Annotated in this window: 21 protein-coding genes, 1 pseudogene and 1 riboswitch; of the genes and pseudogenes, 12 read left to right on the top strand and 10 right to left on the bottom strand. The window is 45.5% G+C overall.

Going from position 1 to position 23,155, the window contains the following annotated elements; translation table 11 throughout:
- Window positions 1-69: 69 nt before the first annotated feature.
- Window positions 70-741, bottom strand: coding sequence for a 7-cyano-7-deazaguanine/7-aminomethyl-7-deazaguanine transporter (locus ACEPPX_RS06885; protein ID WP_416623455.1), 672 nt, complete (start codon window positions 739-741; stop codon window positions 70-72).
- Between the two features lie 143 nt (window positions 742-884).
- Window positions 885-1,358: a preQ(1) synthase gene (queF, locus tag ACEPPX_RS06880; RefSeq protein WP_416623454.1), complete on the bottom strand. Its 474-nt coding sequence runs from the start codon at window positions 1,356-1,358 to the stop codon at window positions 885-887.
- A 4-nt stretch (window positions 1,359-1,362) separates the two neighbouring features.
- Window positions 1,363-1,407, bottom strand: a riboswitch (PreQ1 riboswitch).
- A 355-nt stretch (window positions 1,408-1,762) separates the two neighbouring features.
- Between queF and ACEPPX_RS06875 the strand changes: the two genes are divergently transcribed.
- The 9 genes and pseudogenes from ACEPPX_RS06875 (at window position 1,763) to ACEPPX_RS06835 (ending at window position 10,820) form a co-directional block, all read left to right on the top strand.
- Window positions 1,763-2,320 (top strand): MoaF-related domain-containing protein, encoded by a 558-nt coding sequence (locus tag ACEPPX_RS06875; protein WP_416623453.1) that lies wholly within the window; start codon window positions 1,763-1,765, stop codon window positions 2,318-2,320.
- Between the two features lie 185 nt (window positions 2,321-2,505).
- Window positions 2,506-3,000: pseudogene (locus ACEPPX_RS06870) on the top strand (MarR family transcriptional regulator).
- Window positions 3,001-3,035: 35 nt separating this feature from the next.
- Window positions 3,036-4,436, top strand: coding sequence for an efflux transporter outer membrane subunit (locus ACEPPX_RS06865; RefSeq protein WP_416623452.1), 1,401 nt, complete (start codon window positions 3,036-3,038; stop codon window positions 4,434-4,436).
- A 356-nt stretch (window positions 4,437-4,792) separates the two neighbouring features.
- Window positions 4,793-5,965 (top strand): efflux RND transporter periplasmic adaptor subunit, encoded by a 1,173-nt coding sequence (locus ACEPPX_RS06860; RefSeq protein WP_416623512.1) that lies wholly within the window; start codon window positions 4,793-4,795, stop codon window positions 5,963-5,965.
- A gap of 379 nt (window positions 5,966-6,344) precedes the next feature.
- Window positions 6,345-7,871 (top strand): DHA2 family efflux MFS transporter permease subunit, encoded by a 1,527-nt coding sequence (locus ACEPPX_RS06855; protein WP_416623451.1) that lies wholly within the window; start codon window positions 6,345-6,347, stop codon window positions 7,869-7,871.
- Window positions 7,872-8,007: 136 nt separating this feature from the next.
- Window positions 8,008-8,649, top strand: a complete 642-nt coding sequence (gene pyrE, locus ACEPPX_RS06850; RefSeq protein WP_047760691.1) for an orotate phosphoribosyltransferase — start codon at window positions 8,008-8,010, stop codon at window positions 8,647-8,649.
- Window positions 8,650-8,744: 95 nt separating this feature from the next.
- Window positions 8,745-9,155, top strand: a complete 411-nt coding sequence (locus ACEPPX_RS06845; protein WP_416623450.1) for an MJ0042-type zinc finger domain-containing protein — start codon at window positions 8,745-8,747, stop codon at window positions 9,153-9,155.
- Window positions 9,156-9,162: 7 nt separating this feature from the next.
- Window positions 9,163-10,476 carry an amino-acid N-acetyltransferase gene (gene argA, locus ACEPPX_RS06840; protein ID WP_416623449.1) on the top strand — a complete coding sequence of 438 codons (1,314 nt, stop codon included), beginning with the start codon at window positions 9,163-9,165 and terminating at the stop codon, window positions 10,474-10,476.
- Window positions 10,477-10,550: 74 nt separating this feature from the next.
- Window positions 10,551-10,820 (top strand): oxidative damage protection protein, encoded by a 270-nt coding sequence (locus ACEPPX_RS06835; protein ID WP_047760694.1) that lies wholly within the window; start codon window positions 10,551-10,553, stop codon window positions 10,818-10,820.
- A gap of 352 nt (window positions 10,821-11,172) precedes the next feature.
- Here ACEPPX_RS06835 and ACEPPX_RS06830 read toward each other — a convergent pair whose 3' ends face one another.
- Entirely contained in the window at window positions 11,173-12,699 is a 1,527-nt protein-coding gene (locus tag ACEPPX_RS06830) for an acetyl-CoA hydrolase/transferase family protein (protein ID WP_047760695.1), read from the bottom strand.
- A 526-nt stretch (window positions 12,700-13,225) separates the two neighbouring features.
- Here ACEPPX_RS06830 and ACEPPX_RS06825 point away from each other — a divergent pair.
- Window positions 13,226-13,921, top strand: a complete 696-nt coding sequence (locus ACEPPX_RS06825) for a Bax inhibitor-1/YccA family protein (protein WP_047760696.1) — start codon at window positions 13,226-13,228, stop codon at window positions 13,919-13,921.
- A gap of 163 nt (window positions 13,922-14,084) precedes the next feature.
- A complete protein-coding gene (gene coaD, locus ACEPPX_RS06820) occupies window positions 14,085-14,603 on the top strand; it encodes a pantetheine-phosphate adenylyltransferase (RefSeq protein WP_416623448.1) in 519 nt (172 codons plus the stop codon).
- Between the two features lie 288 nt (window positions 14,604-14,891).
- Here coaD and ACEPPX_RS06815 read toward each other — a convergent pair whose 3' ends face one another.
- From ACEPPX_RS06815 to ACEPPX_RS06790, 6 genes are all read right to left on the bottom strand, one after another.
- Window positions 14,892-15,809, bottom strand: coding sequence for a MetQ/NlpA family ABC transporter substrate-binding protein (locus tag ACEPPX_RS06815; RefSeq protein WP_416623447.1), 918 nt, complete (start codon window positions 15,807-15,809; stop codon window positions 14,892-14,894).
- Between the two features lie 121 nt (window positions 15,810-15,930).
- Window positions 15,931-16,617 carry a methionine ABC transporter permease gene (locus ACEPPX_RS06810; protein ID WP_416623446.1) on the bottom strand — a complete coding sequence of 229 codons (687 nt, stop codon included), beginning with the start codon at window positions 16,615-16,617 and terminating at the stop codon, window positions 15,931-15,933.
- Between the two features lies 1 nt (window position 16,618).
- Entirely contained in the window at window positions 16,619-17,356 is a 738-nt protein-coding gene (locus ACEPPX_RS06805; protein ID WP_416623445.1) for a methionine ABC transporter ATP-binding protein, read from the bottom strand.
- 231 nt (window positions 17,357-17,587) lie between these two features.
- Window positions 17,588-18,490 (bottom strand): metal ABC transporter solute-binding protein, Zn/Mn family, encoded by a 903-nt coding sequence (locus tag ACEPPX_RS06800; RefSeq protein WP_047760701.1) that lies wholly within the window; start codon window positions 18,488-18,490, stop codon window positions 17,588-17,590.
- A 252-nt stretch (window positions 18,491-18,742) separates the two neighbouring features.
- A complete protein-coding gene (locus ACEPPX_RS06795; protein ID WP_047760702.1) occupies window positions 18,743-19,618 on the bottom strand; it encodes a metal ABC transporter permease in 876 nt (291 codons plus the stop codon).
- A gap of 61 nt (window positions 19,619-19,679) precedes the next feature.
- Entirely contained in the window at window positions 19,680-20,405 is a 726-nt protein-coding gene (locus ACEPPX_RS06790) for a metal ABC transporter ATP-binding protein (RefSeq protein ID WP_416623444.1), read from the bottom strand.
- Window positions 20,406-20,681: 276 nt separating this feature from the next.
- Between ACEPPX_RS06790 and ACEPPX_RS06785 the strand changes: the two genes are divergently transcribed.
- Entirely contained in the window at window positions 20,682-20,978 is a 297-nt protein-coding gene (locus ACEPPX_RS06785; RefSeq protein ID WP_416623443.1) for a DUF2288 domain-containing protein, read from the top strand.
- A 197-nt stretch (window positions 20,979-21,175) separates the two neighbouring features.
- On the opposite strand, the gene ACEPPX_RS06780 is transcribed toward ACEPPX_RS06785, so the two are convergent.
- Window positions 21,176-22,495 carry a DUF445 domain-containing protein gene (locus ACEPPX_RS06780; protein ID WP_416623442.1) on the bottom strand — a complete coding sequence of 440 codons (1,320 nt, stop codon included), beginning with the start codon at window positions 22,493-22,495 and terminating at the stop codon, window positions 21,176-21,178.
- Window positions 22,496-23,155: the final 660 nt, after the last annotated feature.

Below are 23,155 nucleotides of genomic sequence, written 5' to 3'. Positions count from 1 at the left end.
AAGAAAACCGGCCTCTCTAAAGCCGGTTTTCCAAAATAACAGGCCAACAAAAAATCTTGAAGCCAGTTGTTAGGTAAATTCAAACAAAGGTTCTTCTTTCTTCTTTAAAGTCGTCAGTTTGACCGTCAAATACTTCAAAATCACACCGTATGCGGGTAAAAAGAATAAACCGCAAATAATCAGTTTGAATAAGAAATCAACAAACGCAATCTCTGGCCAATTGGCCGCCATGAAACTGTCACTACTGGCGTAAAAAGCTATACTGAAGAAAACCAAAGTATCAACCGCATTACCAAATCCTGTTGAAGCTGCGGGCGCAACCCACCAAGCTTTCAGACGGCGTAAGCGATTAAAAACAAAAATATCCAAAAGCTGCCCTACTACATAAGCAGCAAAACTAGCCAAGGCAATCCGCCCGACAAAGGTGTTAAAACTGGACAGAGAGGCCAAGCCCATCCAATTTCCCTCGCTGAACAACACCGAAACCACATAAGACAACAGTAAGGCCGGCAGCATCACCCAAAAAATAATCCGACGTGCCAAATATTGGCCGAAAATGCGTACTGTCAAATCGGTAGTTAGAAAAATAAAGGGAAAAGTAAAAGCTCCCCATGTAGTATGAAAACCAAAAATTTCAAATGGAAACTGCACCAAATAATTACTGGCAGCAATAACTAAAACATGAAAAAAGCACAACCAAACCAAAGCCTTGCTTTGTTGCTCCGCTGTAAAATGATACATAACAATCTTTCAATCAGAATAAAGTAAACCGCATACCTCTATCATTCATCATTGGCATACAAAAGCAGCCGGAAAGAAACTTTCAGACGGCATACCAATTGAGGTATTTCACTTAAGCTTAAAAAATAATCGGGTAATTTTGTTTAAGGCAAATCGTAAGTAAAGAGGCGGTTTTCAGCCATTTTTTCAAAGCGTGTTCCCGGGCGCCCATAATTGGCAAACGGGTGAATGGCAATACCTCCGCGCGGGGTAAACTCCCCCAGTACTTCGATATACTTAGGCTGCATCAACGAAATCAGATCCTTCATGATGATATTCACACAATCTTCATGAAAATCACCTTGATTCCTGAAACTAAAGAGATAGAGTTTGAGTGATTTACTTTCCACCATTTTCACGTCAGGAATATAACGGATATAGATAGTGGCGAAATCCGGCTGCCCGGTCATCGGGCACAGGCTGGTAAATTCAGGACATACGAACTTAACGAGATATTCATTATCCGGATGCTTATTGTCAAAAGCTTCCAGTACTTCCGGAGCATATTCGGTTTTATATTGGGTATTATTATCACCCAATAAAGTAATCCCGCCTAACTCCTGTTCACTTCTAGACATATCAATTTCCTTAGTTTTTTTATGTGGGAGGTTCTCGAACCACAAGTGCAATTTTTAAATTATAGCATTAAACCGATAACACATAAATTTTACGTCTCCATATTTAATTCAAACTGTAATAATTGGCATTTTAATACTCCTATTTTCCATTTTATGGAATATAGAAACACCATCCTAACGTAGGAAAATTCCTAATCCACCCCCAAACATTAATGCAATAAATATGCAAAAATACTTTTGTTACAGAATATAACTGCATCATTTTTATGAAAAATAAAATAATAATTCTTAATGCTATTTTATTAGTAAAGTATAGAAACTAAATTCAAATCCAAAAGTCTAACTGGAGATACAATGTATTTAATTTATAAACAAAACAAATTCAATGGAGCATGAGTTGCACTATGTTTAGACCAATCATTTATTACGGTATAGGTATTTGGGCCGCGGCATTACCAGCTTGGGGCCTAGAATATAAGATCCTTACTCCCGATATCACCTTTCCCGTCCGCATTGAAAAAGAAGCAGCCCCCACAGTAGCTATGCCCCAAACAGATGCTGCATTTTCAATTAAAATTGAACACTCTTCTCCTTTACCAGTACCCGAAAATACTGCTATTGCATCAAGTCCGTTTGCAAACAACGATCAATCTCCCTTCCCAGCTGCCGGCAGAACATACCGTATTGATTTCGGCAACGAACGTTATAATTTTACCGTTGTTTCTGATAATGAAATTCTCCTCACCCCAATTACTCAAGGCAGCATATACCGTACTCATGCAGCCATCACAACAGTATCTCCCACCCTTTATCTCATCAGCTGGCGCACAACAGACAACCAACCGCGAACCCAAGTACTAGACTTAAGGAAAGCCGCCATATACGAGCACTCCGCTGATCAAAATACACTTTCCCTAAAAAAAGGTATTTTGACATTACTCCCAAAACCTGGCGAAAGCTAAAAATAGAAAAGCAACCCGCAACACAACTTACAATAAAACAATCAAGAAGTGATTAAACCGCCTGTTGCATAGCTTAACCGATTATCTATTTTATAGCCTACCTGCATTTACCCTCTGCTAACATGAAGTTTCCACTGTTAATGTAACTTAGGTTTTGCTTAAATCTAATTTTCGAGATAATAAATATGAGTTTTTCACAAGCCGAATTATCTAATGCTTTACGCCTGCTTTCCGAGCGACTGCCTCAATTTTCAGAACCGCAGGCACGGGCAACGCGCATGCTTCGTGTTGTTACCGAACGCTTGAGCAGCAAACTGAATGAAAGTCTGAAAGCTTACGGCATTAATGAAAACCTTTGGTTTGCCGTAATGGCGGTATATGTAAGCCCAAACAGTGAAATTCTTCCCTCCCGCCTGAGCGATTTGATGGATCTGACCCGTACCAGTGCTACCCGTCTTTCCGACGAAATGGTAGAGCGCGGCTGAGTAGAACGGCATATAAACCAACAAGACCGTCGGCAAATCGTGCTAAAATTAACTGCCGAAGGTGAATCATTCATCCAGAAAATTTGGCCTAAGATTTCTGATAATGGCGATAATGTCTGGGACGTATTTACCGAAGAAGATTATACCCAACTGCACCATCTGCTGAGCAAACTACTGACCCGACTGAACAACTGATTTGGTCGCAGGCAGAAGTATTGCTGGAAAACTGTATGAACCGTTTATTTATCCTAAGATGCGCAACGCTGGTAAGCGCAATATCACTATTGGCAGCATGCGCACCCCTTGGAAAACAATCGCCGTTGGAATCTCCAACGGCGTATTCGTTGCCGAAAGGCCGTTCCACACCAAGTGCCCCATACTGGTGGCGGCAGCTAAATGATCCTCAGCTCAATCGATTGGTTAACCGCGCATTAGCAACCTCACCGGACTTGCGCGCCGCCCAAGCCCGCTTTAATCAGGCGCAAGCCCAACTGGGGATCACCGAAGCCGCCGATAAAACTCAAATCGGTTTAACCGCCCAAGGGGCAGGAATCTACGTTTCACCCAAGCCCTCCTCACCATACGGCGATACCGGAAATACTTTAAAATTTGCCAACTTGGCCGTACAAAGCAGCTGGGTATTCGACTTTTGGGGCAAAAACCGTGCCCGCATACGTTCCGTTTTAGGACAAAAACAAGCAGTTGCATATGAAGCGGAACAAACCCGCCTAACAGTTGCACAAGCGGTTGCCGCCCAATATTTCAGCTTACAAAGCCTTTCTGCACAAGAAAAAATCTTACAAGAACGAATCGCTCTCGCATCAGAAACCGAAACGCTATTACGCCAACGCATCCAAGCACAACTATTGCCTGGTAGTGCCTTATATCCTGCCGAGCAGGCTCAGCTGCTTTTGCAAAGTCAGCTTCTTGAATTGCAACGCCAAAGCGCCCGTCTCCGTCACAGTCTTGCAACACTCTGCGGGCAGGCTCCCAATGCACTCGATAACTTCCAACCCACGGCGATTTCAAATGCTCCTTCATTGCGCATCAACAATATCCGGGCAGATTTACTGAGCCGCAGGCCCGATATTGCCGCTCAAAAAGCTTTACTGCTTTCTCGCTCCGAAGACATCACAGCAGTGAAAGCGGAATTCTACCCGAATATCGAACTTAAGCTTTTGGCCGGCTTATCGCATATTGACGCTTTCAATATTGTAAACGGCAAAAATTCCGCCATGCTGGGGCTTCTGCCTGCCGTTAATTTACCGATTTTCACTTCAGGAGCCTTACAATCACGGTTAGCCATGAGCCGCGCAGAATATAACCGTCAAATTGCCCTATACGACCAAACCGTATTGAATGCCATGCGCTCAACGGCAGATGCGGTCAGTGATTACCAAATACTGCAAGAACAAGCTAATTTGCAAAAGCGTGCGGAGCAAACCGCAAACAAATCAGCCACGGCCAGCCAACGTAGAGTCCGTGCCGGATTGGATAGCAAGCTCACTTATCTGCAAAAACAAGACGCAGCACTACAACAACAGCAACAAAGTGTAAAAATCCAAGCTGATTTGCTAACCTCATGGAGCAATTTACATGCACAGCTTGGCGGAGGATTTAAGGCGGAATAAAATAAACTTCTGCCAATTATTTTCAGACGGCATCCATACATCAGAAAAGTATGTATGCCGTCTGAAAGCATTTTTGAATAAACCGTATTCAAATTTCCGTATTAAAATGAATACAATTGCCTTAACCAAACGAAATAGTATAAGGCAGCGGAGCGCAAATAGTCGTACAATTCAAAGTAATCATATCGGGGCAACCAAGTACGAAACGGGCGACAACATCGCAAAATCGATTCCAAACTGATACCTGCCGGCCGCACAAAACCAATCGTCCCGACACTGTTGTGAATAAAGAATACAACCAAACAAAGCCGAATATCACTATGAATAACAATCATACTTCTTCCCCAAGCACCGAAATGGCAACAGAACAACCGGGATCTATTACCGTTAGAAAAACCGGCATATCCGGCCACCGTAAACGTAATCTGACTCTGCTAACTCTCTTTTTTATCATCATCGGTCTCGGATTCCTACTGATATACCTGCTGGTTTGGCAACACCAAGAAGAAACTGAAGACGCCTATGTTGCCGGCCATTTGGTACAGATCACCCCCCAAGTAGCTGGAACTGTACGCAAAGTGGCTGTCGAAGATACTGATATCGTAAAAAAAGGCGATGTCTTGGTAATACTGGATGATAGTGACTTCCAACTGGCATACGACAGGGCGCAAAGCGAACTGATTCAGGCTATCCGCCAATACCAACAACAAAATGCAGGCAATGCCGAAGCGCAAGCACGGGTTTTAGCCGCTAAAGCCGATTTGGCAAAAGCACAGGCAGACCTACGCCGGCGCGAATCTTTGGCCGGCACGGATGCTATTTCAGGAGAAGAACTCAGCCATGCTCGTGCCGCTGTGGTGCAGGCACAAACCGCTTTAAAAGCAGTTCAGGCTCAAGAATCATCAGTTCAAGCCGCATTAGGTAAAAATATTCCCCTACGCCAGCAGCCAGCAGTACAAACTGCCGTCAGCCACATTAAAGATGCTTGGTTAAACCTTCAGCGTACCCAAATCCGCGCTCCCACCTCAGGCCAAATCGCTAAACGCAATATCCAAATCGGCCAAAAAACAACACCCGGCGCACCGATGATGGCTGTTGTTCCTTTACAAGATCTTTGGGTGGACGCCAACTTTAAAGAAGTACAATTAAGCAAAATGCGCATAGGCCAACCTGTAGTCATGACTTCTGACCTTTATGGCAATAAAGTCAAATACCGAGGCAAAATTATGGGGCTATCGGCCGGAACGGGTAGCGCTTTTTCTATGCTGCCGCCGCAAAATGCTACTGGCAACTGGATTAAAGTTGTGCAACGCGTACCGGTACGTATCAGCTTGGATCCGCAAGAATTGCAAAAAAATCCTCTTCGGGTCGGTTTGTCTATGTCGGTTACAGTCGACACCAAGAATGAAAACGGCGAAAACATGGCGGCTGCCGCAGCCAAAAATATAACAGCCCCCGAAGCAGACCCGGTAGACTGGGCTGCCGCAGATGCACTGATTGACCAAATCTTTGAAAAATACGCAAAATAAATACCTTAGGCGGCCGGATAAGAATTTATCAGGCTGCCGTTATATTCAGTCTAAAATGTATTTCCCAATAAAAAAGACGGCCTTATTTGCCGAATTACTTAATCGCTTGGCTGATGTACAAGGCCGTCTGAATGATTTATCTCCGGTAACATTCCGCAAAGCATCCATTCCGATTTGCCAAACAATTTTCAAACACAAACTTCTTCTGATGCAACTTATGCTTTTAAACGGCCTTTTTGTAAGAAACCCGCTTCTCTACCCAAACCAATAAAATTTACAGGCCGTTCTATTAAAAATAAAAAGTGTTGTAATGAAAATTATCTGACTGCTGTTTCAAGCCCTTATCCGGCAGGCCGTCTGAAATCCAAAGGAAAATATTATGAATCACCCGCCACTCAAAGGCCTTCCATTGGTGTTGGTTACCTTAGCATTGAGTATGGCTGTTTTTATGGAAGTGCTGGACACCACCATCGCCAACGTAGCCGTTCCCGTTATCGCAGGCGATTTAGGAGCGGCTACGACACAAGGAACCTGGGTGATTACCTCTTTTGCCGTAGCCAATGCCGTTTCAGTTCCACTCACCGGCTTTATGGCCCGTCGTTTCGGTGAAGTACGCGTATTTGTTTTTTCTACCATTGGCTTTGTTGTTATGTCATGGCTGTGCGGTATTGCCCACAGTTTGGGCTTATTGGTGTTATTCCGTGTATTACAGGGTTTTATCGCGGGGCCGCTCATACCTCTTTCTCAAAGCTTGCTGATGGCATCTTATCCTCCCGAAAAACGGACATTGGCACTGGCTTTATGGGCGATGACTGTCGTTGTCGCTCCGGTAATGGGGCCTATCTTAGGCGGGTGGATTTCCGATAATTGGCATTGGGGCTGGATTTTCTTTATCAACGTACCTATCGGCCTGGTTGCCGCATTAGTTGCTTGGAAACATCTGCGCCACAGAGAAACCGAAATACAACGGACACCTGTCGACTATACAGGATTGGTTTTAATGGTTATCGGCGTCGGTGCATTACAAATGATGCTTGATCGCGGCAAAGAATTAGACTGGTTTGCATCAGGAGAAATTATTTTATTGGCTGTCATTGCCACTGTCTGCTTAGGCTACTTTATCGTATGGGAGCTGGGCGAAAAATATCCGATTGTTGACTTATCACTCTTCAAAGACCGTAATTTTACCGTGGGCGTCATCACTATTTCCCTAGGTTTTATGCTCTACATGGGAACGCTCACCCTGCTACCGCTAGTATTACAGGGGCACCTCGGATATACCGCCACCTGGGCGGGGCTGGCGGCTGCACCCGTCGGCATTCTGCCGGTCATTTTATCCCCTATTATCGGACGCTTCGGCGGAAAACTCGACATGCGTTGGTTGGTAAGTGCCAGCTTTCTGGTTTTTGCCGGCACCTTCTATTGGCGCACCACCTTCTATTCCGGTATGGATTTCGGCAACGTAGTTTGGCCGCAATTCTGGCAAGGCTTGGGCGTAGCTATGTTTTTCATGCCGCTTACCACCATTACACTTTCCAATATGAAAGGCTCCCAAATCGCCGCCGCAAGCAGCTTATCAAATTTCCTAAGGGTATTTATGGGCGGTGTCGGCGTATCTGTGGTAACCACGATGTGGGAAAAACGCGAAGCCCTTCATCATACCCAATTGGCGGAAAATATTACACCCTATTCCGATGCCACACGCGAGGCATTAAACGGTATGGCACAACTGGGCATGAATGATACACAAGCATACGGGACGATAGCCCGCACCATTTCCCAACAGGGCTTTTTAATCGGCTCAAACGAAATATTTTGGGCAGGAAGCATTTTGTTTATTCTCATGATTACCGTAGTATGGTTTGCCAAACCGCCCTTCGGCAGCGGAGGCGGCGGCGGACACTGAAAATTCCCAACCCTCCAAAATAATAATTAAGAAGTACCCAAGGCCGTCTGAAAGCTACAACCCCATACGCATATTCTTTATTTGCTATAATCGACCATATTTGCCCTACCCTTTGTTATTTTGAAGAAAGACCGTTATGTCTGATTTCCGCCAAGATTTCTTAAAATTCTCTCTCAGCCAAGATGTTTTGCGTTTCGGTTCATTCACCACCAAAGCCGGCCGTCAGTCTCCTTACTTCTTCAATGCCGGTCTATTTAACGATGGCGCCGGAACCTTGGCACTAGCCAAATTTTATGCCGAAGCCATTATTGCCAGTAAAGTTCAATTTGATATGCTGTTCGGCCCTGCCTATAAAGGCATTATCTTGGCGGCCGCTACAGCCATGATGCTGGCCGAAAAAGGGATAAACGTACCTTTTGCCTACAACCGGAAAGAAGCGAAAGACCATGGCGAAGGCGGCGTATTGGTTGGCGCACCGCTACAAGGTAAGGTATTGATTATCGATGATGTCATATCTGCCGGAACTTCCGTACGCGAATCAGTAAAATTGATTCAAGGTGAAAACGCCGAACCGGCAGGCGTTGTGATTGCACTTGACCGCATGGAAAAAGGCACCGGCGAGCTTTCGGCGGTACAAGAAGTCGAGCAACAATACTGTCTGCCGGTTATCTCCATTGCAAATCTCAACGATTTATTCACCCTCTTACACAATAATGAAGAGTTTGGAAGTTACTTAGAACCTGTTCGGCAATACCGCGAACGGTATGGCGTAGAGTAATACCTAACCGCCTTTTTCTCAGGCGGTAGTTGATATACACAAACTCAGAAACCCCTTAAAATAATATATCCTTGATTCAAAAGGCCGAGCCGATTATGCCAGTCAGCGTGTGTCCGCACTGTAAAACCCAGCTATGGGTTAAAGACAACCAACTTAATGTTGCCCAAGGCTATGTCGTGTGCAGCAAATGCGAAGGTTTGTTCCAAGCCAAACACCATACCCGCGAGATGCCTAAAAATGTCAAACCAGGCCAATTACCTAATGCCATCACCGACGTAAAGCTGGTTCATAGCCTAGGCCCTCAAGTCCGCAAGCAAAAAACCATGAGCAAGCACGAAATTGCCGACTTGCTCGATAATATGCTGACTACTACGGCCAAACGAGAACCCACCAATCAGGCCACCTCACAAAAAGATGCCAAAGAAGGCTTCAACTGGACCATGGCTTCAATGGTGGCCCTTACCGTATTGATCATGCAACTTTTCTACCTTTTCTTACTGCGCTAAGCCGAAAATGAGTCATTCCGAATTTTTCGTTCCCGACTTTCGTGAAGCCGCCCCCTATATTAACTATCTACGGGGCAAAACTCTCGTTATCGGCATCTCCAGCACACTGTTAGAGGGAGCTACCCTACGTTCGATCGCATCCGACCTAAACCTGCTGGCTAGCTTAGGTGTGAAACTTGTAGTCGTACACGGCTCGAGAAGCCAAATCAATAGCCTACTCGAAGCAGACAGCATTACTCCGGAATATTACAACAACCGCCGCATTACCGATGAAACCACTCTTATTCGTGCCAAACAAGCCAGCGGTATGCTGCGTTACGAAATAGAAGCCGCATTAGCTGTAGGTATCGCACCTTCTCCTTATCGCAATAAACCTCTACGCACAGCTGGCGGCAATATGGTTTCTGCTCGCCCGTTGGGTGTAATCGACGGTATAGATATGGGCTATACCGGCCGTATCCGTAAAATTGATACTGAAGCCATCCGCCAATATTTGGATAACGGCACATTGGTATTAATCAGCCCGCTCGGCTATTCTCTGAGCGGAAAAACTTTCAATCTCAGCATGGGTGATATTGCCGAGGCAGTTGCCATCGCCTTAGCCGCCGAAAAATTGATTTACCTGACCGAGCAGGAAGGTATTCTCGATAAACAAGGCCTGTTACTCGACAACCTCTCTGCCCGCGAAGCACAAGAATATTTAAACTCAGACCGTATCCATGACCAACAACGCCGCCTTATCGGCCATGCGATCAATGCTGTCGAAAATGGTGTAAGCCGCACACAAATACTTAGCGGCCTCCAAGACGGCAGCCTGATTCGCGAACTATTCACACGGCATGGCGCAGGTACATCTATTGCCCGAAACCCGTTTATCAACATTCGTCAGGCTACCAGCAGCGACATTGCAGCCATCATTACCTTAATACGCCCCTTGGAAGAGTCCGGTATTCTATTGCGCCGCAGCCGTGAATATCTTGAAAACCACATTAGCGAATTTTCCGTATTAGAACACGACGGTCATATCTACGGCTGTGTCATCTTGAAAACCTTTGATGAAGCGGGTGTGGGAGAATTGGCTTGTTTAGTCGTTTCACCCGAAGCACAAGATAGCGGGTACGGTGAACTCTTACTTGAGCATTTGATCAACCAAGCGAAAGCACGCGGTATCCATACTCTTTTTGCCCTATCCACCCATACTGGCGAATGGTTCATCGAGCGCGGCTTCCAAACGGCTTCGGTAGACCAACTGCCCACCGAGCGTCGCCGCGAATATGATGATAGCGGACGCAAATCCAAAGTATTTGTTTATCGGATCTAAATCCCACAATATACAGGTTGTCTGCATTCGGCTAAAATAAAAGCCGTCTGAATCATTCTCAAAGGAACGACACCATGACCCGTATGGTTCACTGCGTGAAATTGGGCAAAGAAGCCCCCGGTATGAAATTCGCACCTCTTCCCAATGAGTTGGGGAAGCGTATTTTTGAAAATGTATCACAAGAAGCATGGGAGGCATGGACACGTCATCAGACCATGTTGATTAATGAAAACCGTTTGAGCTTGGCAGACCCCCGTGCCCGTCAATATCTTGCACAGCAAATGGAAAATTATTTCTTCGGCGATGGAGCCGACCATGTGCAAGGCTATACACCCCAAGAGTAACTTCTTTGATTAGCCAATAAAAATCAAACCAAGCCATCACCATATGGCTTGGTTTTACTTATCTCCGCCGAAAATAACTAGCGTAACCAAACATTTTTAAATACTGGCCTAGAATTTATTCGACCACAGAAATTCTATGCTTCATATATACAAAAAACTGAATAATCTAGTATGTTGGCATCAGTCAACTTTCAGACGGCCCTTCTTATCGATTATTTATTTGGCAATAACTTAATCAAAATACCCAGATCATAAGTAACAATTAAGAAACTATACCTGAAAATCTTAATATCATCTCCATGAAGCAAAAACCTCTGCCTAGGCAGAGGTTTTAATCAAGCAATTCTGATACTTATTTGATGCGCATATCACCAGTTTCTACAAAACGCTGATGCCATGACAACGCCTCATTCAGAACATGAGGAGTATGCAGACCACCTGCTTTTTCAGCGCGCTCATAGTATTCTTTCAACATCGGACGATAATCCGGATGCGCACAATTTTCAATAATCAGTTTGGCACGTTGACGCGGAGACTTACCACGCAAATCAGCCAAACCTTGCTCTGTTACCAATACCATCACATCGTGTTCGGTATGGTCGTGATGCGACACCATCGGTACGATGCAAGAAATCGCACCGTCTTTTGCGACAGAAGGTGTCACAAAGAAAGACAAGAAGGCATTGCGTGCAAAGTCGCCCGAACCACCAATACCGTTCATCATATTGGTTCCCATGATGTGGGTAGAATTTACGTTACCGTAAATATCACACTCGATCATTGCATTCATCGCAATCACACCTAAACGGCGCGACACTTCGGGGTGGTTTGTAACCTCTTGCGGGCGCAGAATGATTTTTGATCTCAATGTTTCAATATTGGCATTAAAACGATCAAGCGCATCAGGGCTGAATGACAATGCGGTTGCCGAAGCAGACAACATTTTTCCTGAAAGAATCAAATCCAACATGCCGTCTTGTAAAACTTCGGTATAGCCGGTCAGATTTTCAAAGGGACCGTCTTGCAAACCTGCCAATACGGCATTGGCTACGTTACCCACGCCTGATTGCAACGGCAAAAGGTTTTTCGGCATACGGCCCATTTTCACTTCATGAGAGAAGAAATCGATAATTTGGGCGGCAATGCGTTTCGAATTATCATCCGGATCAGCAAATTTGCTGTTACGATCAGGCAAATCGGTTAATACCACCGCAACGATTTTATCCGGATCGCATTCCAAATAAGGGGAGCCAATGCGGTCATTCGGTGCGGTAATCGGAATCGGTTTACGATTCGGCGGCACACCGATATCGGGATGAATATCGTGCATACCTTCAAGCAAAATGTTCTGACGACTGTTAACTTCAACAATCACCTTTTTCGCAGACTTCAACCATTGGTTATTAGTACCGATACCCAACGAAGGTATTAAACGGCCATCAGGCAAAATACCGGTTACTTCAATCAACGCAACGTCCATTTCTCCAAAAAAGCCGTAGCGCACTTGCTGCTCCAAGTGAGACAGATGCACGTCAATATAGTTGGTAGCGCCTGCGTTAATTTGTTTGCGCAAAGTGGGATCAGATTGGAACGGCGTGCGGAATTTGATACCTTGCGCACGCGCCAATACACCGTCGCACTCATCTGCGGTAGAAGCACCGGTCAACATGCCGATACCGAATTCCTCACCACGTGCATGCGCCTCTTCCATGCGCTTTGCCAACGCTGTTGGCACAGCTTTAGGATAGCCTGCACCGGTAAAGCCACTGATACCTACATTCATACCGTTTTGAATGAATTCGGCTGCCTGCTCCGCGCTCATAATTTTTTCACGCAAACCTGCGTGCTGTACGCGCTCGTAATTATTTGCAGCAGTCATAATCTTTTCTCCTAAGTGACGGTCTGTTTACCTTGATAAATGAATTGAATTTCATATTGTCTGCCATCAGCAGCACAAGCCGTTTCTACACGGCATTCTCGGATTATAGCTTGGGATTGCCAACAAATCAGCCTTATTTTGCACATATCGCCCAATTAAATACAAGCTCTAAAAATACTCTTAATTTCTTCAATCATTTAAGATTGAAAGAAATGTAGCATCCCGTTACCAGAAAGATGGTTCAATACGAAATTACTCCACCCATTATCCTACATAAGTAAATTACTTTCTTCCAACTTCTTGTATTTTCAGTAAACTCCCCTAATTTTTTGAAGTAAGCGAAATGTACCGCCACATGATATTTTTCCGGCTCATGTCCAATACCAACATAAATAAACTATTCTGATAAAATTTTTAGGAACTCACATTTATTTGAGAGAATTTTTCAACATTTTTCATGATTTGCTGTTAAAATCATTTTTCTTCAACAACGTACTTACTATCTAAATAAAAGGAAGCAAACGCCATGCAACGCGACGTTTACGATTACACACAACCAGCCGCCCCCGGCGCAGTACAAAAAAATACCGTACTGCAAAAAACCTATGGCCTACTAGGTCTATCATTTATCCCCTGTGCCCTCGGCGCATTTTTAAGCAACCAAATGGGCTTTAGCCTGTTCAGTTTATTTGGCAACCGTTGGGTAGCTTTAGGCGTATTCTTCGCCTTTTTCTACGGCATGTGTTTTTTGATTGAAAAAAACCGCTATAGCAATACCGGCGCTGCTTTGCTTATGGTATTTACTTTCGGCATGGGCGTATTGATTAGTCCTCTTCTTCAATACACATTGAGCTTTAGCAATGGCGCACAAATAGTCGGTATTGCGGCAGTCATGACAGCAGCGGTTTTCTTTACCATGTCTGCCTTAGCAAGACGCACCAACGCCGATATGCAGTCTTTGGGTCGTTTCTTAACGGTTGGAGCGGTAGTATTGATGGTTGGCGTAATTGCGAATATCTTCCTGCAAATTCCCGCTTTAAGCCTCACGATTTCTGCCGGCTTTGTGATTTTCAGCTCACTACTGATTATGTATCAAATCCGCACTGTAATTGACGGTGGCGAAACCAGCCATATCAGTGCCGCTTTAACCATCTTCATTTCAATTTACAATATCTTTAGCAGCCTGCTGCATATCTTGACCTCTCTCACCGGTGAAGATTAAGCAGCACCCCAAAATAGCCTCTATACGACGATACGATATATGAGCTGTTTTTAAAAGTTATTAAATAAAAATGCCGTCTGAAAAACCTTCAGGCGGCATTTTCTTTGACATCATCAGTTTGGGCGTTTATGCTGCAATCTGCATTAAATAACATCGTATCAATATGAACCAAACTATCCGTCGCGCGGTTTATGCCGGCAGCTTCGACCCCCCTACCAACGGCCATTTATGGATGATACGCGAAGCACAAGCTTTATTTGACGAATTGATCGTTGCCATCGGCGTTAATCCTGACAAACGCAGCACATACAGCATACAAGAACGCATTGAAATGCTGGAGGCCATTACCAAAGAGTTTCCAAACGTACGTATTACTTCGTTTGGTAATCGTTTTTTAGTAAATTATGCATACAGCATCGATGCCCAATTTATTGTGCGCGGCATACGAACAGCTTCAGATTATGAATATGAACGCTCAATGCGCTATATCAATAGTGATTTGCAGCCCCAAATCTCCACCGTATTGCTGATGCCTCCTCGGGAATTTGCCGAAGTATCATCAACTATGGTTAAAGGCATGGTCGGCCCCGAAGGTTGGCGCGACATGGTACGCCGCTACCTACCCGGCCCTGTATATGAAAAAATTCTGCGCGACCACGAAACTGCTGCCAAATCGTCCTGATTCGAAATTCCAACAACACATTCCGCGCAATATGCCCTTCTATTTATTCTGATTGATATATGCCGCCTGAAATGTTCAGACGGCATATATCACCATTATGCAGCTTCAGATATATATTCTACTGGTAAAACCTGTAAATCGCCGAGTCATTTCCTCAAGTCGACATAACGATTCTGCATCGAATCAATAACCTTTTTATCGGCATCTAAATCTTTGTTCAAATATAGATGATAAACAAAAACGCCTCTCCTAACAGGACAGGCGTTTTTATCAACCGGAAAATATAGCTTATTTGGCAGCGGATGCCGCAGAGGCGGCTTCAGCAGAAGCTCCGGCAACGGCTTGCTCACCCCAAACCGCAGGATATTTGTAACCTTGGAAACGCTTGTGCGCATAAGCTTTGAATTCATCAGTATTATAAGCTTCGGTTACATCTTTCACCCATTGGCTGTCTTTATCAGCAGTTTTCACAGCAGACCAGTTTACATAAGCAAAGCTAGGTTCTTGGAACAAGGTTTCGGTCAACTTCATACCGCTGCTCATAGCATAATTGCCGGTTACGATTGCAAAGTCAACGTCTGCACGACTACGCGGCAACTGAGCTGCCTCCAGTTCAACAATCTTAATATTTTTCAGATTTTGGGCGATATCGTTTTTAGAAGCAGTTAGCGGGTTTACGCCTTCTTTCAAAGTAATCCAGCCCAATTCATCCAACATAACCAAAGCACGGGCGAAGTTGGAAGGATCGTTCGGTGCGGATACGCTGCTGCCGTCTTTCACTTCATCCAATGATTTCAGCTTACCGGGATACAGACCCAAGGGAGCGGTCGGCACTTGGAATACTTCTGTAATGTCTAAGTTATGCTCTTTTTTGAAATTATCCAAATAAGGTTTATGTTGGAACACATTGATATCCAACTCACCTTCGGCCAAAGCCAAGTTCGGGCGAACATAATCGGTAAACTCAACCAACTTTACTTTATAGCCTTTTTTCTCCAATGCAGGCTGGATTTGGTCTTTTACCATATCACCGAAATCACCCACTGTTGTACCGAAAACAATTTCTTTTTTATCAACAGAGGTATCAGTCGTACCAGAAGCAGCCGAAGCAGCGGCGGGAGCAGTTTCTTTCTGACCACCGCATGCCGCCAGTGCCAATGCCAATACGCCGGCAGAGAAAGTTTTCAATAAAACGTTGGCTTGCATAATATATCTCCTTGAAATGAATGCAATGTTTTGTTTGATTAAATATAAATTATTCCGAGGCCGTCTGAAAACAAAATATTCCGGCGACCTGCTATCTTAATGCTGAATCTGATACCTACAATTATCTCTTATCCAACTTACGGGCGATAAACATGCCCAAACTCTGGATACACACTACCAATAATACCAAAATAGCAACGATAAAAATAATAACTTCGGTCTGGTAACGGTAATAGCCGTAACGAATGGCCAAATCTCCCAAACCGCCGCCGCCGATCATACCTGCCGCCGCACTGTATGACAGCAGGCCGATAGCCAATACGGTAATGCTGGAAACCATACCCGCTCGGGCTTCGTTCAACAATACCTTACGAATAATCGTCATCGGTGTCGCCCCCATACTACTGGCTGCCTCAATCACACCACGCGGTACTTCACGCAGGTTTTGCTCAACCAAACGGGCAAAATAAAATAAACCGGATACGCTTAACACCAGCGAGGCCGCTACAGGGCCAATGGTACTGCCGACAATAGCGCGTGTGGCCGGAATCATGGCAATCATAAGAATTACAAACGGAAATGCCCTCATCAGATTGACCAGATTATCCAACACCAGATTAATCGGACGGCTGTAATGCAGCTGGCGGTTTGCCGTTACAAACAACCATACGCCGAGTAGAGTACCGAAAATAGTGGCGAATGTTGTGGAAAGACCGACCATAATAAAAGTTTCCCACAGGGCTTGGATAATTTCGCCGCGCATCCCGCTGATTGTGGCGACAGCTTGTGCAAAAGTGATATCGGCCATTTCAATCCTCCTGAATCAGTTCGCGGCCAATTTCAGATTGGGCATGAATCCGGTTGTCGCGCACATCCACCACTTCCAGCAGTTTACCTTGGTGTAATAAAGCCGCACGGTCGCACAGGCGACGGATAACGCTCATCTCATGGGTAACGATGACAATCGTTACATTGAAGCGGCGGTTAATGTCTTGCAAGCATTCCAATACGCTGCGGGTAGTAGCGGGATCCAATGCCGAAGTGGGTTCATCAGCCAAGATCACGTTGGGGCTGGGCGCCAATGCACGGGCGATGCCTACACGCTGCTTTTGCCCGCCTGACAGTTGGGAAGGATAATGGCCGGCACGATCATCCAAACCAACGATTTCCAAGCATTCGGTTACGCGCTGCTTGATTTTGTCACCCGTCCAACCGGCAATTTCTAAAGGAAATGCAACATTGTCGGCTACGGTTCGGTTACTTAACAAATTGAACTGCTGGAACACCATGCCGATATTTTGGCGCGCACGGCGCAAATCGGCAGCATTGAGCGCCGTAAGTTCCTGTCCGTCCACCACCACTTTTCCAGTATCGGGACGTTCAAGCAAGTTAATCAGACGCAACAGCGTCGATTTGCCGGCTCCCGAATAACCCATCAAGCCGAATACTTCACCCTGCTCGATAGACAAGGTAGTCGGCTCTACGGCAGTAAACCATGATTTGTCGCGATGTTGGTAACGTTTGGAAACGTTGTCCAGAATAATCATAACCCATCCAAAAACAACAAAGCCCGTTGTGTAACACAGCGGGCCAAAAATTATATACGGCATTACGGCATCTCAACCGCACGCTTTAGCTGTTTTCGCGCCCGCAAGCTGTGTCAAATCGGCGCATAAAATTAATCTTCAAAAGATACTGCAAATTTTAATCAAAGTCAAGTTTTGCAATATAAAATGCCGTCTGAAAGTTTTCAGACGGCATGAAATTACGGATGAGATTTATTTCATGGCAGCAGCCAATGCCTGTACATTGGAACGATACATTTTGACGTAAGTATCGGCATTACTGTTTTTGCCGAGCGCATCCGAATAAAGCCTGCCGCTCGGTTTCACACCGGTTTCTTTTGCAATACGCTCAACCATGCGGCCATCTTTGATATTTTCGGCAAATACAGCCTGAATACCCTCGCGCTTAATTTGCCGGATAATCGCTGCAACTTGTTTGGCCGAAGGTTCTGCTTCGCTGCTCACCCCTTGCGGTGCAACAAATTGTATATTGTAACGCTTGCCCATATATGCAAAGGAATCATGTCCGGTCAGCACTTTACGCTTAGATACAGGAATAGCAGCAAAGGTTTTGGCAGTATCGACATGTAGTTTTTTCAATTCGTTTTGATATGCGGCAAAACGGCGGCGGTATTCCGCCCTACCCTCGGGATCGGCCTTTATCAAGGCCGCAGTTACATTCGCCGCATAACGCTGCATCAGCATAGGATCATTCCACACATGAGGATCAAACTCACCGTGGTCGTGGTCATGATCATGGCCGTCTCCGTGGTGATGCCCTTCTTCCATAGCAGCCAACGGCTTGATACCTTGGGTAGCTTCAGCATACGCCACTTTGCTTTGCTTCACCGCCCGTTGCAATTCGGCTTTTTCCAAACCCAAACCATTAAGCAACACTAAATTTGCACTGCGTATTTTCTGGATATCACCACTGGTCAGATGGTAGGCATGGGCATCTTGATCCGCACCGACTATATTCTGTACTGCCACCCGCTCACCACCGATTTGCTTGGCAACGTCGCCTAAAATACTAAAGCTGGCCACTACTTTCAGTGGCTCGGCCTGCACACCGAACGAAACCAAAGCCGCCAATATGCCCAATTTCCAATGCTTCATAAAATCCTCCAATGATATAACATAACAAATTGCAGTAAAAAAACAGTATAACAGTTGGCCTGTTAGCCTTTATTACACAACTCTTTCAAGCCAATCCCATATTCGGTTAACAGCTAATTACCCGTAATCGACAATACAATTATCAGTTACACCATGCTGCCAACCTAATGTCTCCAACCATAGAGGCCGTCTGAAAGTTTTTCACTCACACTTATAATTTTCATTGAAACGGAATGCAGACGGCACTATTCATCAGACTTTGTGATGGCGTAAACGACGCAACCACTTCGGTAACAAACCGCTTTCCCAACCGAACACGACCGACAATAAATAAGCCACACCACACCATAAGATAATCGCCGGCCCCGAAGGTATTTCAATGTAATACGAAAACAGCAACCCACCAAACCCGCACAGCAAAGCAAATCCTACCGTCAACAACAGCAGCACGCCCATACTTCTTGCCCATAAACGGGCGGTAATCGCAGGCAACATCATTAATCCGACAGACATTAACGTCCCCAATGCCTGAAAGCCCGCTACCAAATTCATAACCACCAAAATCAAAAACAGGATATGCCAAAAGCCACCTTTACCACCCACAGCCTTTAAAAACAGCGGATCAATACTCTCAAGCAGCAGAGGCCGGTAAATCACTGCCAATGTAACGATTGTCAGGCTGGCTACAACGGCGACCAATTGTAAAGCGGGCAAGTCTACCGCCAATACCGAGCCAAACAGCAAATGCAGTAAATCCACACTGCTGCCGCTTTTACTCACCAGCACAACGCCGACTGCCAAGCTGCTAAGATAAAATGCGGCAAAGTTGGCATCTTCCTTCAAATTAGTGAAACGGCTAACCAAGCCTGCCAACAAAGCCATCAGCATACCGGCTGCAAATCCGCCCAAGCTCATTGCCGGAAGGCTGAGACCGGCAAACATATAACCTATGGCCGCACCCGGTAAAACGGCATGGCTCAGGGCATCACCTACCAAGCTCATGCGCCTCATCACCAAAAACACCCCTACCGGCGCAGCACTCAAAGCTAAAAATACCACCGAAGCCAGCGCATAGCGCATGAAGTCGAATTCTACAAAAGGGGAAACAATCAATTCATAAATATTCATTTTATACCGTACCGCTTTTTTCAGACGGCCTTAAGCCTTGATCAAAAGCCGTCTGAAAATATCAGGCCGCACACCAATCACCGCTACCGTGGCGCATCATGACATCATTGGCCTTTGCCAGAGCCTCATCCACCAACACTTGTTCGGTAGCTCCCGCCGCAATTTTTTCCCGTGCCACCAATACTGTTTTCGGGAAATATGCACGCACCTGCTCATAATCATGCAATACCGCAATCACCCCGCATCCTTCGCGGTTACATTGGCGCAAAACTTCCAATAGGGCATAAGTCGTTTTCGCATCCACTGCATTAAACGGCTCGTCCAACAACAAAAAACGGGCGTTCTGAACTAACATTCGGGCAAACAATACCCGCTGAAACTGGCCGTTTGACAAATGCCCGATTTGACGGTCAGCGGCATCGGCCATTTCCACCCGTTCCAAAGCTTGCATTACCCGCTTACGTTGTACGGCATTTACTTGTTTAAAAAAGCCGATTTCATACCAAAGCCCCATAGCCGCCAATTCAAAAACTGTCATCGGCTGGCTACGGTCGATTTCGCTTTGTTGGGGCAGATAGGCGATCCCACTGCGCTGCAAATCCTTATATTCTACTTTTCCGGTATCGGCTTTTACCAACCCCATCACGGCTTTGAGCAAAGTAGACTTACCTGCGCCGTTCGGCCCAAATACCGCCCACATCTCACCGTTATCGAAAGTCATATCAAAATGATGGATAGCCGGGCGGTGCTGGTAACTTACAGTCAGATTTTCAACAACGATACTCATAACCCAACCGCCCAGAAGTAAACACCCCACAGCAAAAGCAATGCTGCCGCAGCCAAAATCAGTCGCCGGCTGAGGCCGGCCAGTAAAATAGATTTCATAAGTATGAAGAGTTCAGACGGCCTGCCGAAAAAGCAGGCCGTCTGAAAACAGATAATATTAGAATAACAGCAAAATGATACTGTATAACATTATAATTGTAAAATATACCGTCGCATAACAAACCAGGCCGTCTGAATTTCGGTACAATACATTTTTTTCAATCTGCACGGAGCCGTTATGTCCGAACCCTTGCTCAGCGACAAACTCAATCTCGAAACCGCCCGCATTTCATGGCTTGAACTACAACCGCACTTTGCACGCGGCGCAGCGGTTTATGTGGCCGAAGATTTGGATTTAATCGGCATTGCCAAGATGATGGCTGACGATAACAGTACTGAGTTGGCAAAGCTGATGCAGCAAGGCCGGTTCGGCGTGGTGACGGAAAATCAGGCACGGCAGTTTCTCGATGACAACCAGGATATGTGGGCAGTCGTAGTGGCACCCTGGGTATTGGTGCAACCTTGCCGAGATTAAAAACCAATGGCTCTCACATACAAACCGCCCTCTCCCCGGGCGGTATTTTATAACAGCCTCTAATACTAATACGGCAATGATACGGCAGCATATCGCGGCACCTGCACCATTCTTTGAAACGATCTCTGAATTATAGACAAGGCCGTCTGAAAAAGAGTAAATCTTTCAAAAATATAATTCTTTCAGTTTACTCAAACTCAAAATAGCCATTGCGATACGGTATAAATCACCAATCCCACCAAACCGCCGACGAGCGTGCCGTTGATACGGATAAACTGCAAATCTTTGCCGACGCTTAATTCCAATTTTTCCACCATCTGACGGCTGTCCCAACTTTTCACCTTTTCAGCCACAAACGCTGCTGCCCGATCTTTATACTTCATCACAAAATCTCGTACCATCAACGACAAACGTACATCTACCCGCCGCATAAACTGCGGATATTCATGTGCTTGAGACAACATATGGTCAAGCAATTTGTTCAACTGCGCCAAGCACAACGAATCTGTTTTCACCACATCGGCAGCCGTCCAATTCTGCAAGCTCACCCAAGCGCGCGCCAATGTATCTTGTACCGCCGGTGAATGTGCCAACTGCATCTTGCCCTGTTCCAAACGCTTATGCCATAACCGAGAGTGCCTCAGAGCGTCGGTAATACGGTCGAACTGTTCTTCATAACCCAAACGCAAGCGGTGCTGCGGATTATCCAGAGCCGCTGCTAAATAGTCATCTGCCCAATCCAAAGCTTTAGCTGCTACCCAGCCGTCTACACGTTCTACCAGCGTACCCTTTAACGATGCCTTGATTTTGTCCCACGCACTGGACGCATCACTTTCTACCCTTGCCGCCCACTCCCGCAGATTTTGCTCAAGAATGACCCGTGTTTCGGCATCTTGTAACCAACGTCGCAACTGTTTGATAGAAGCCAGCAGCAGCATTTCATGCAAGCCCTGAGCTTTTAATACGGCCATACCATTGGCCAACGTTTTACCGATTTTATCGCCGCTGTATTGTTCCGCCAGCATAAGGCTGCCGAATCGCGCCACTTGGTCGGGTTTGGCCACCTTTAATAAAATCGGCAGCTGTACAGCCAACCAAGGCAACCAACGCCGGCGCATATCTTCTCCGGCAAGCCAACGTAATAATTTTTCACTCGGCGCAGCTTGATAAACACGCAATGCAATAGGCCGCCCCTGCAAAAAATTGTTTTCGATAAAACGCCCTAATTCATCCGCAATACGGTGTTGGTTACGCGGCAAAATTGCCGTATGCGGAATCGGTAGGCCTAAAGGTCGGCGGAACAATGCCGTTACTGCAAACCAATCAGCCAAAGCCCCAACCATAGCCGCTTCGGCAAAAGCTTTAACATAACCGAGAACGGGATATTCGCGCACATAAGACGCCGACGCCGCAAACAAAATACAGGCTGCTATCAGTAAGCCGGTCGCCAACCGCCGACCACGGCGCAACCGCTCACGTGCCGCAGCACTACGTGCTTGTGCAGAAAGAGTATGCATAAGTTTTCCAAATAAAACAGGCCGTCCGAATTATAACGCGCCGCCCCTACCATACACCATTGATTATTTTTTAAGCAAATCTATTTTTATCAATTCATTCAAAATATAACCCCACTTATCCACACATCGTACACACAGCCGCAAACAGCAGATGAGGATAAGCAACTTTGCCCACTATGTATCAAACCTCCCCCCTCATGCCAACATTGCCTACTTTTTAAGCAAATCTATTTTTTCCAAGCAATTCAAATCATAAAGCAGCTTATCCACACACCATGCACATGACAGCAAACAAACTATGCGGATAAATATCGAATAAATTGAGCTACCCGACATTAACAATCAAACAACCATACAAGCCCAAAAAAAATCCGATTAGCTAAAAAATATCTTGTCTAACTTTCAGACGGCCTAATATATGGCAACCATACAACTGCACACTTTTTAAGCAATTATATTTTTCTAAAATATTTCAAGCGACAACAATACTTATCCACATAATGCGCACATATACGCAAACATTTATCAAGGATAAATCCGCAGTATTTTTCAGGCAGCCTTAACCTGACTTATGTTTCAGACATAGTACAAATATGGAAGAATTAACTGCTGGGCAAATATTTGTATATATTGCGACCCCACCAATCAGCACATTGCCCA

Origin of the sequence: Neisseria sp. S1, from assembly GCF_048060015.1 — a bacterium.
In the GTDB taxonomy this organism is placed as follows: Bacteria; Pseudomonadota; Gammaproteobacteria; order Burkholderiales; family Neisseriaceae; genus Neisseria; species Neisseria arctica.
The sequence above is the reverse complement of the archived record's forward strand: the minus strand, read 5'-3'. Positions and strand labels throughout refer to the sequence as shown.

Excerpts from the sequence above, each read along its gene's own strand:
- ACEPPX_RS06885 (WP_416623455.1), bottom strand. The coding sequence starts at position 741 with ATGTATCATTTTACAGCGGAGCAACAAAGCAAGGCTTTGGTTTGGTTG.
- queF (WP_416623454.1), bottom strand. The coding sequence starts at position 1,358 with ATGTCTAGAAGTGAACAGGAGTTAGGCGGGATTACTTTATTGGGTGAT.
- ACEPPX_RS06875 (WP_416623453.1), top strand. The coding sequence starts at position 1,763 with ATGTTTAGACCAATCATTTATTACGGTATAGGTATTTGGGCCGCGGCA.
- ACEPPX_RS06865 (WP_416623452.1), top strand. The coding sequence starts at position 3,036 with ATGAACCGTTTATTTATCCTAAGATGCGCAACGCTGGTAAGCGCAATA.
- ACEPPX_RS06860 (WP_416623512.1), top strand. The coding sequence starts at position 4,793 with ATGGCAACAGAACAACCGGGATCTATTACCGTTAGAAAAACCGGCATA.
- ACEPPX_RS06855 (WP_416623451.1), top strand. The coding sequence starts at position 6,345 with ATGAATCACCCGCCACTCAAAGGCCTTCCATTGGTGTTGGTTACCTTA.
- pyrE (WP_047760691.1), top strand. The coding sequence starts at position 8,008 with ATGTCTGATTTCCGCCAAGATTTCTTAAAATTCTCTCTCAGCCAAGAT.
- ACEPPX_RS06845 (WP_416623450.1), top strand. The coding sequence starts at position 8,745 with ATGCCAGTCAGCGTGTGTCCGCACTGTAAAACCCAGCTATGGGTTAAA.
- argA (WP_416623449.1), top strand. The coding sequence starts at position 9,163 with ATGAGTCATTCCGAATTTTTCGTTCCCGACTTTCGTGAAGCCGCCCCC.
- ACEPPX_RS06835 (WP_047760694.1), top strand. The coding sequence starts at position 10,551 with ATGACCCGTATGGTTCACTGCGTGAAATTGGGCAAAGAAGCCCCCGGT.
- ACEPPX_RS06830 (WP_047760695.1), bottom strand. The coding sequence starts at position 12,699 with ATGACTGCTGCAAATAATTACGAGCGCGTACAGCACGCAGGTTTGCGT.
- ACEPPX_RS06825 (WP_047760696.1), top strand. The coding sequence starts at position 13,226 with ATGCAACGCGACGTTTACGATTACACACAACCAGCCGCCCCCGGCGCA.
- coaD (WP_416623448.1), top strand. The coding sequence starts at position 14,085 with ATGAACCAAACTATCCGTCGCGCGGTTTATGCCGGCAGCTTCGACCCC.
- ACEPPX_RS06815 (WP_416623447.1), bottom strand. The coding sequence starts at position 15,809 with ATGCAAGCCAACGTTTTATTGAAAACTTTCTCTGCCGGCGTATTGGCA.
- ACEPPX_RS06810 (WP_416623446.1), bottom strand. The coding sequence starts at position 16,617 with ATGGCCGATATCACTTTTGCACAAGCTGTCGCCACAATCAGCGGGATG.
- ACEPPX_RS06805 (WP_416623445.1), bottom strand. The coding sequence starts at position 17,356 with ATGATTATTCTGGACAACGTTTCCAAACGTTACCAACATCGCGACAAA.
- ACEPPX_RS06800 (WP_047760701.1), bottom strand. The coding sequence starts at position 18,490 with ATGAAGCATTGGAAATTGGGCATATTGGCGGCTTTGGTTTCGTTCGGT.
- ACEPPX_RS06795 (WP_047760702.1), bottom strand. The coding sequence starts at position 19,618 with ATGAATATTTATGAATTGATTGTTTCCCCTTTTGTAGAATTCGACTTC.
- ACEPPX_RS06790 (WP_416623444.1), bottom strand. The coding sequence starts at position 20,405 with ATGAGTATCGTTGTTGAAAATCTGACTGTAAGTTACCAGCACCGCCCG.
- ACEPPX_RS06785 (WP_416623443.1), top strand. The coding sequence starts at position 20,682 with ATGTCCGAACCCTTGCTCAGCGACAAACTCAATCTCGAAACCGCCCGC.
- ACEPPX_RS06780 (WP_416623442.1), bottom strand. The coding sequence starts at position 22,495 with ATGCATACTCTTTCTGCACAAGCACGTAGTGCTGCGGCACGTGAGCGG.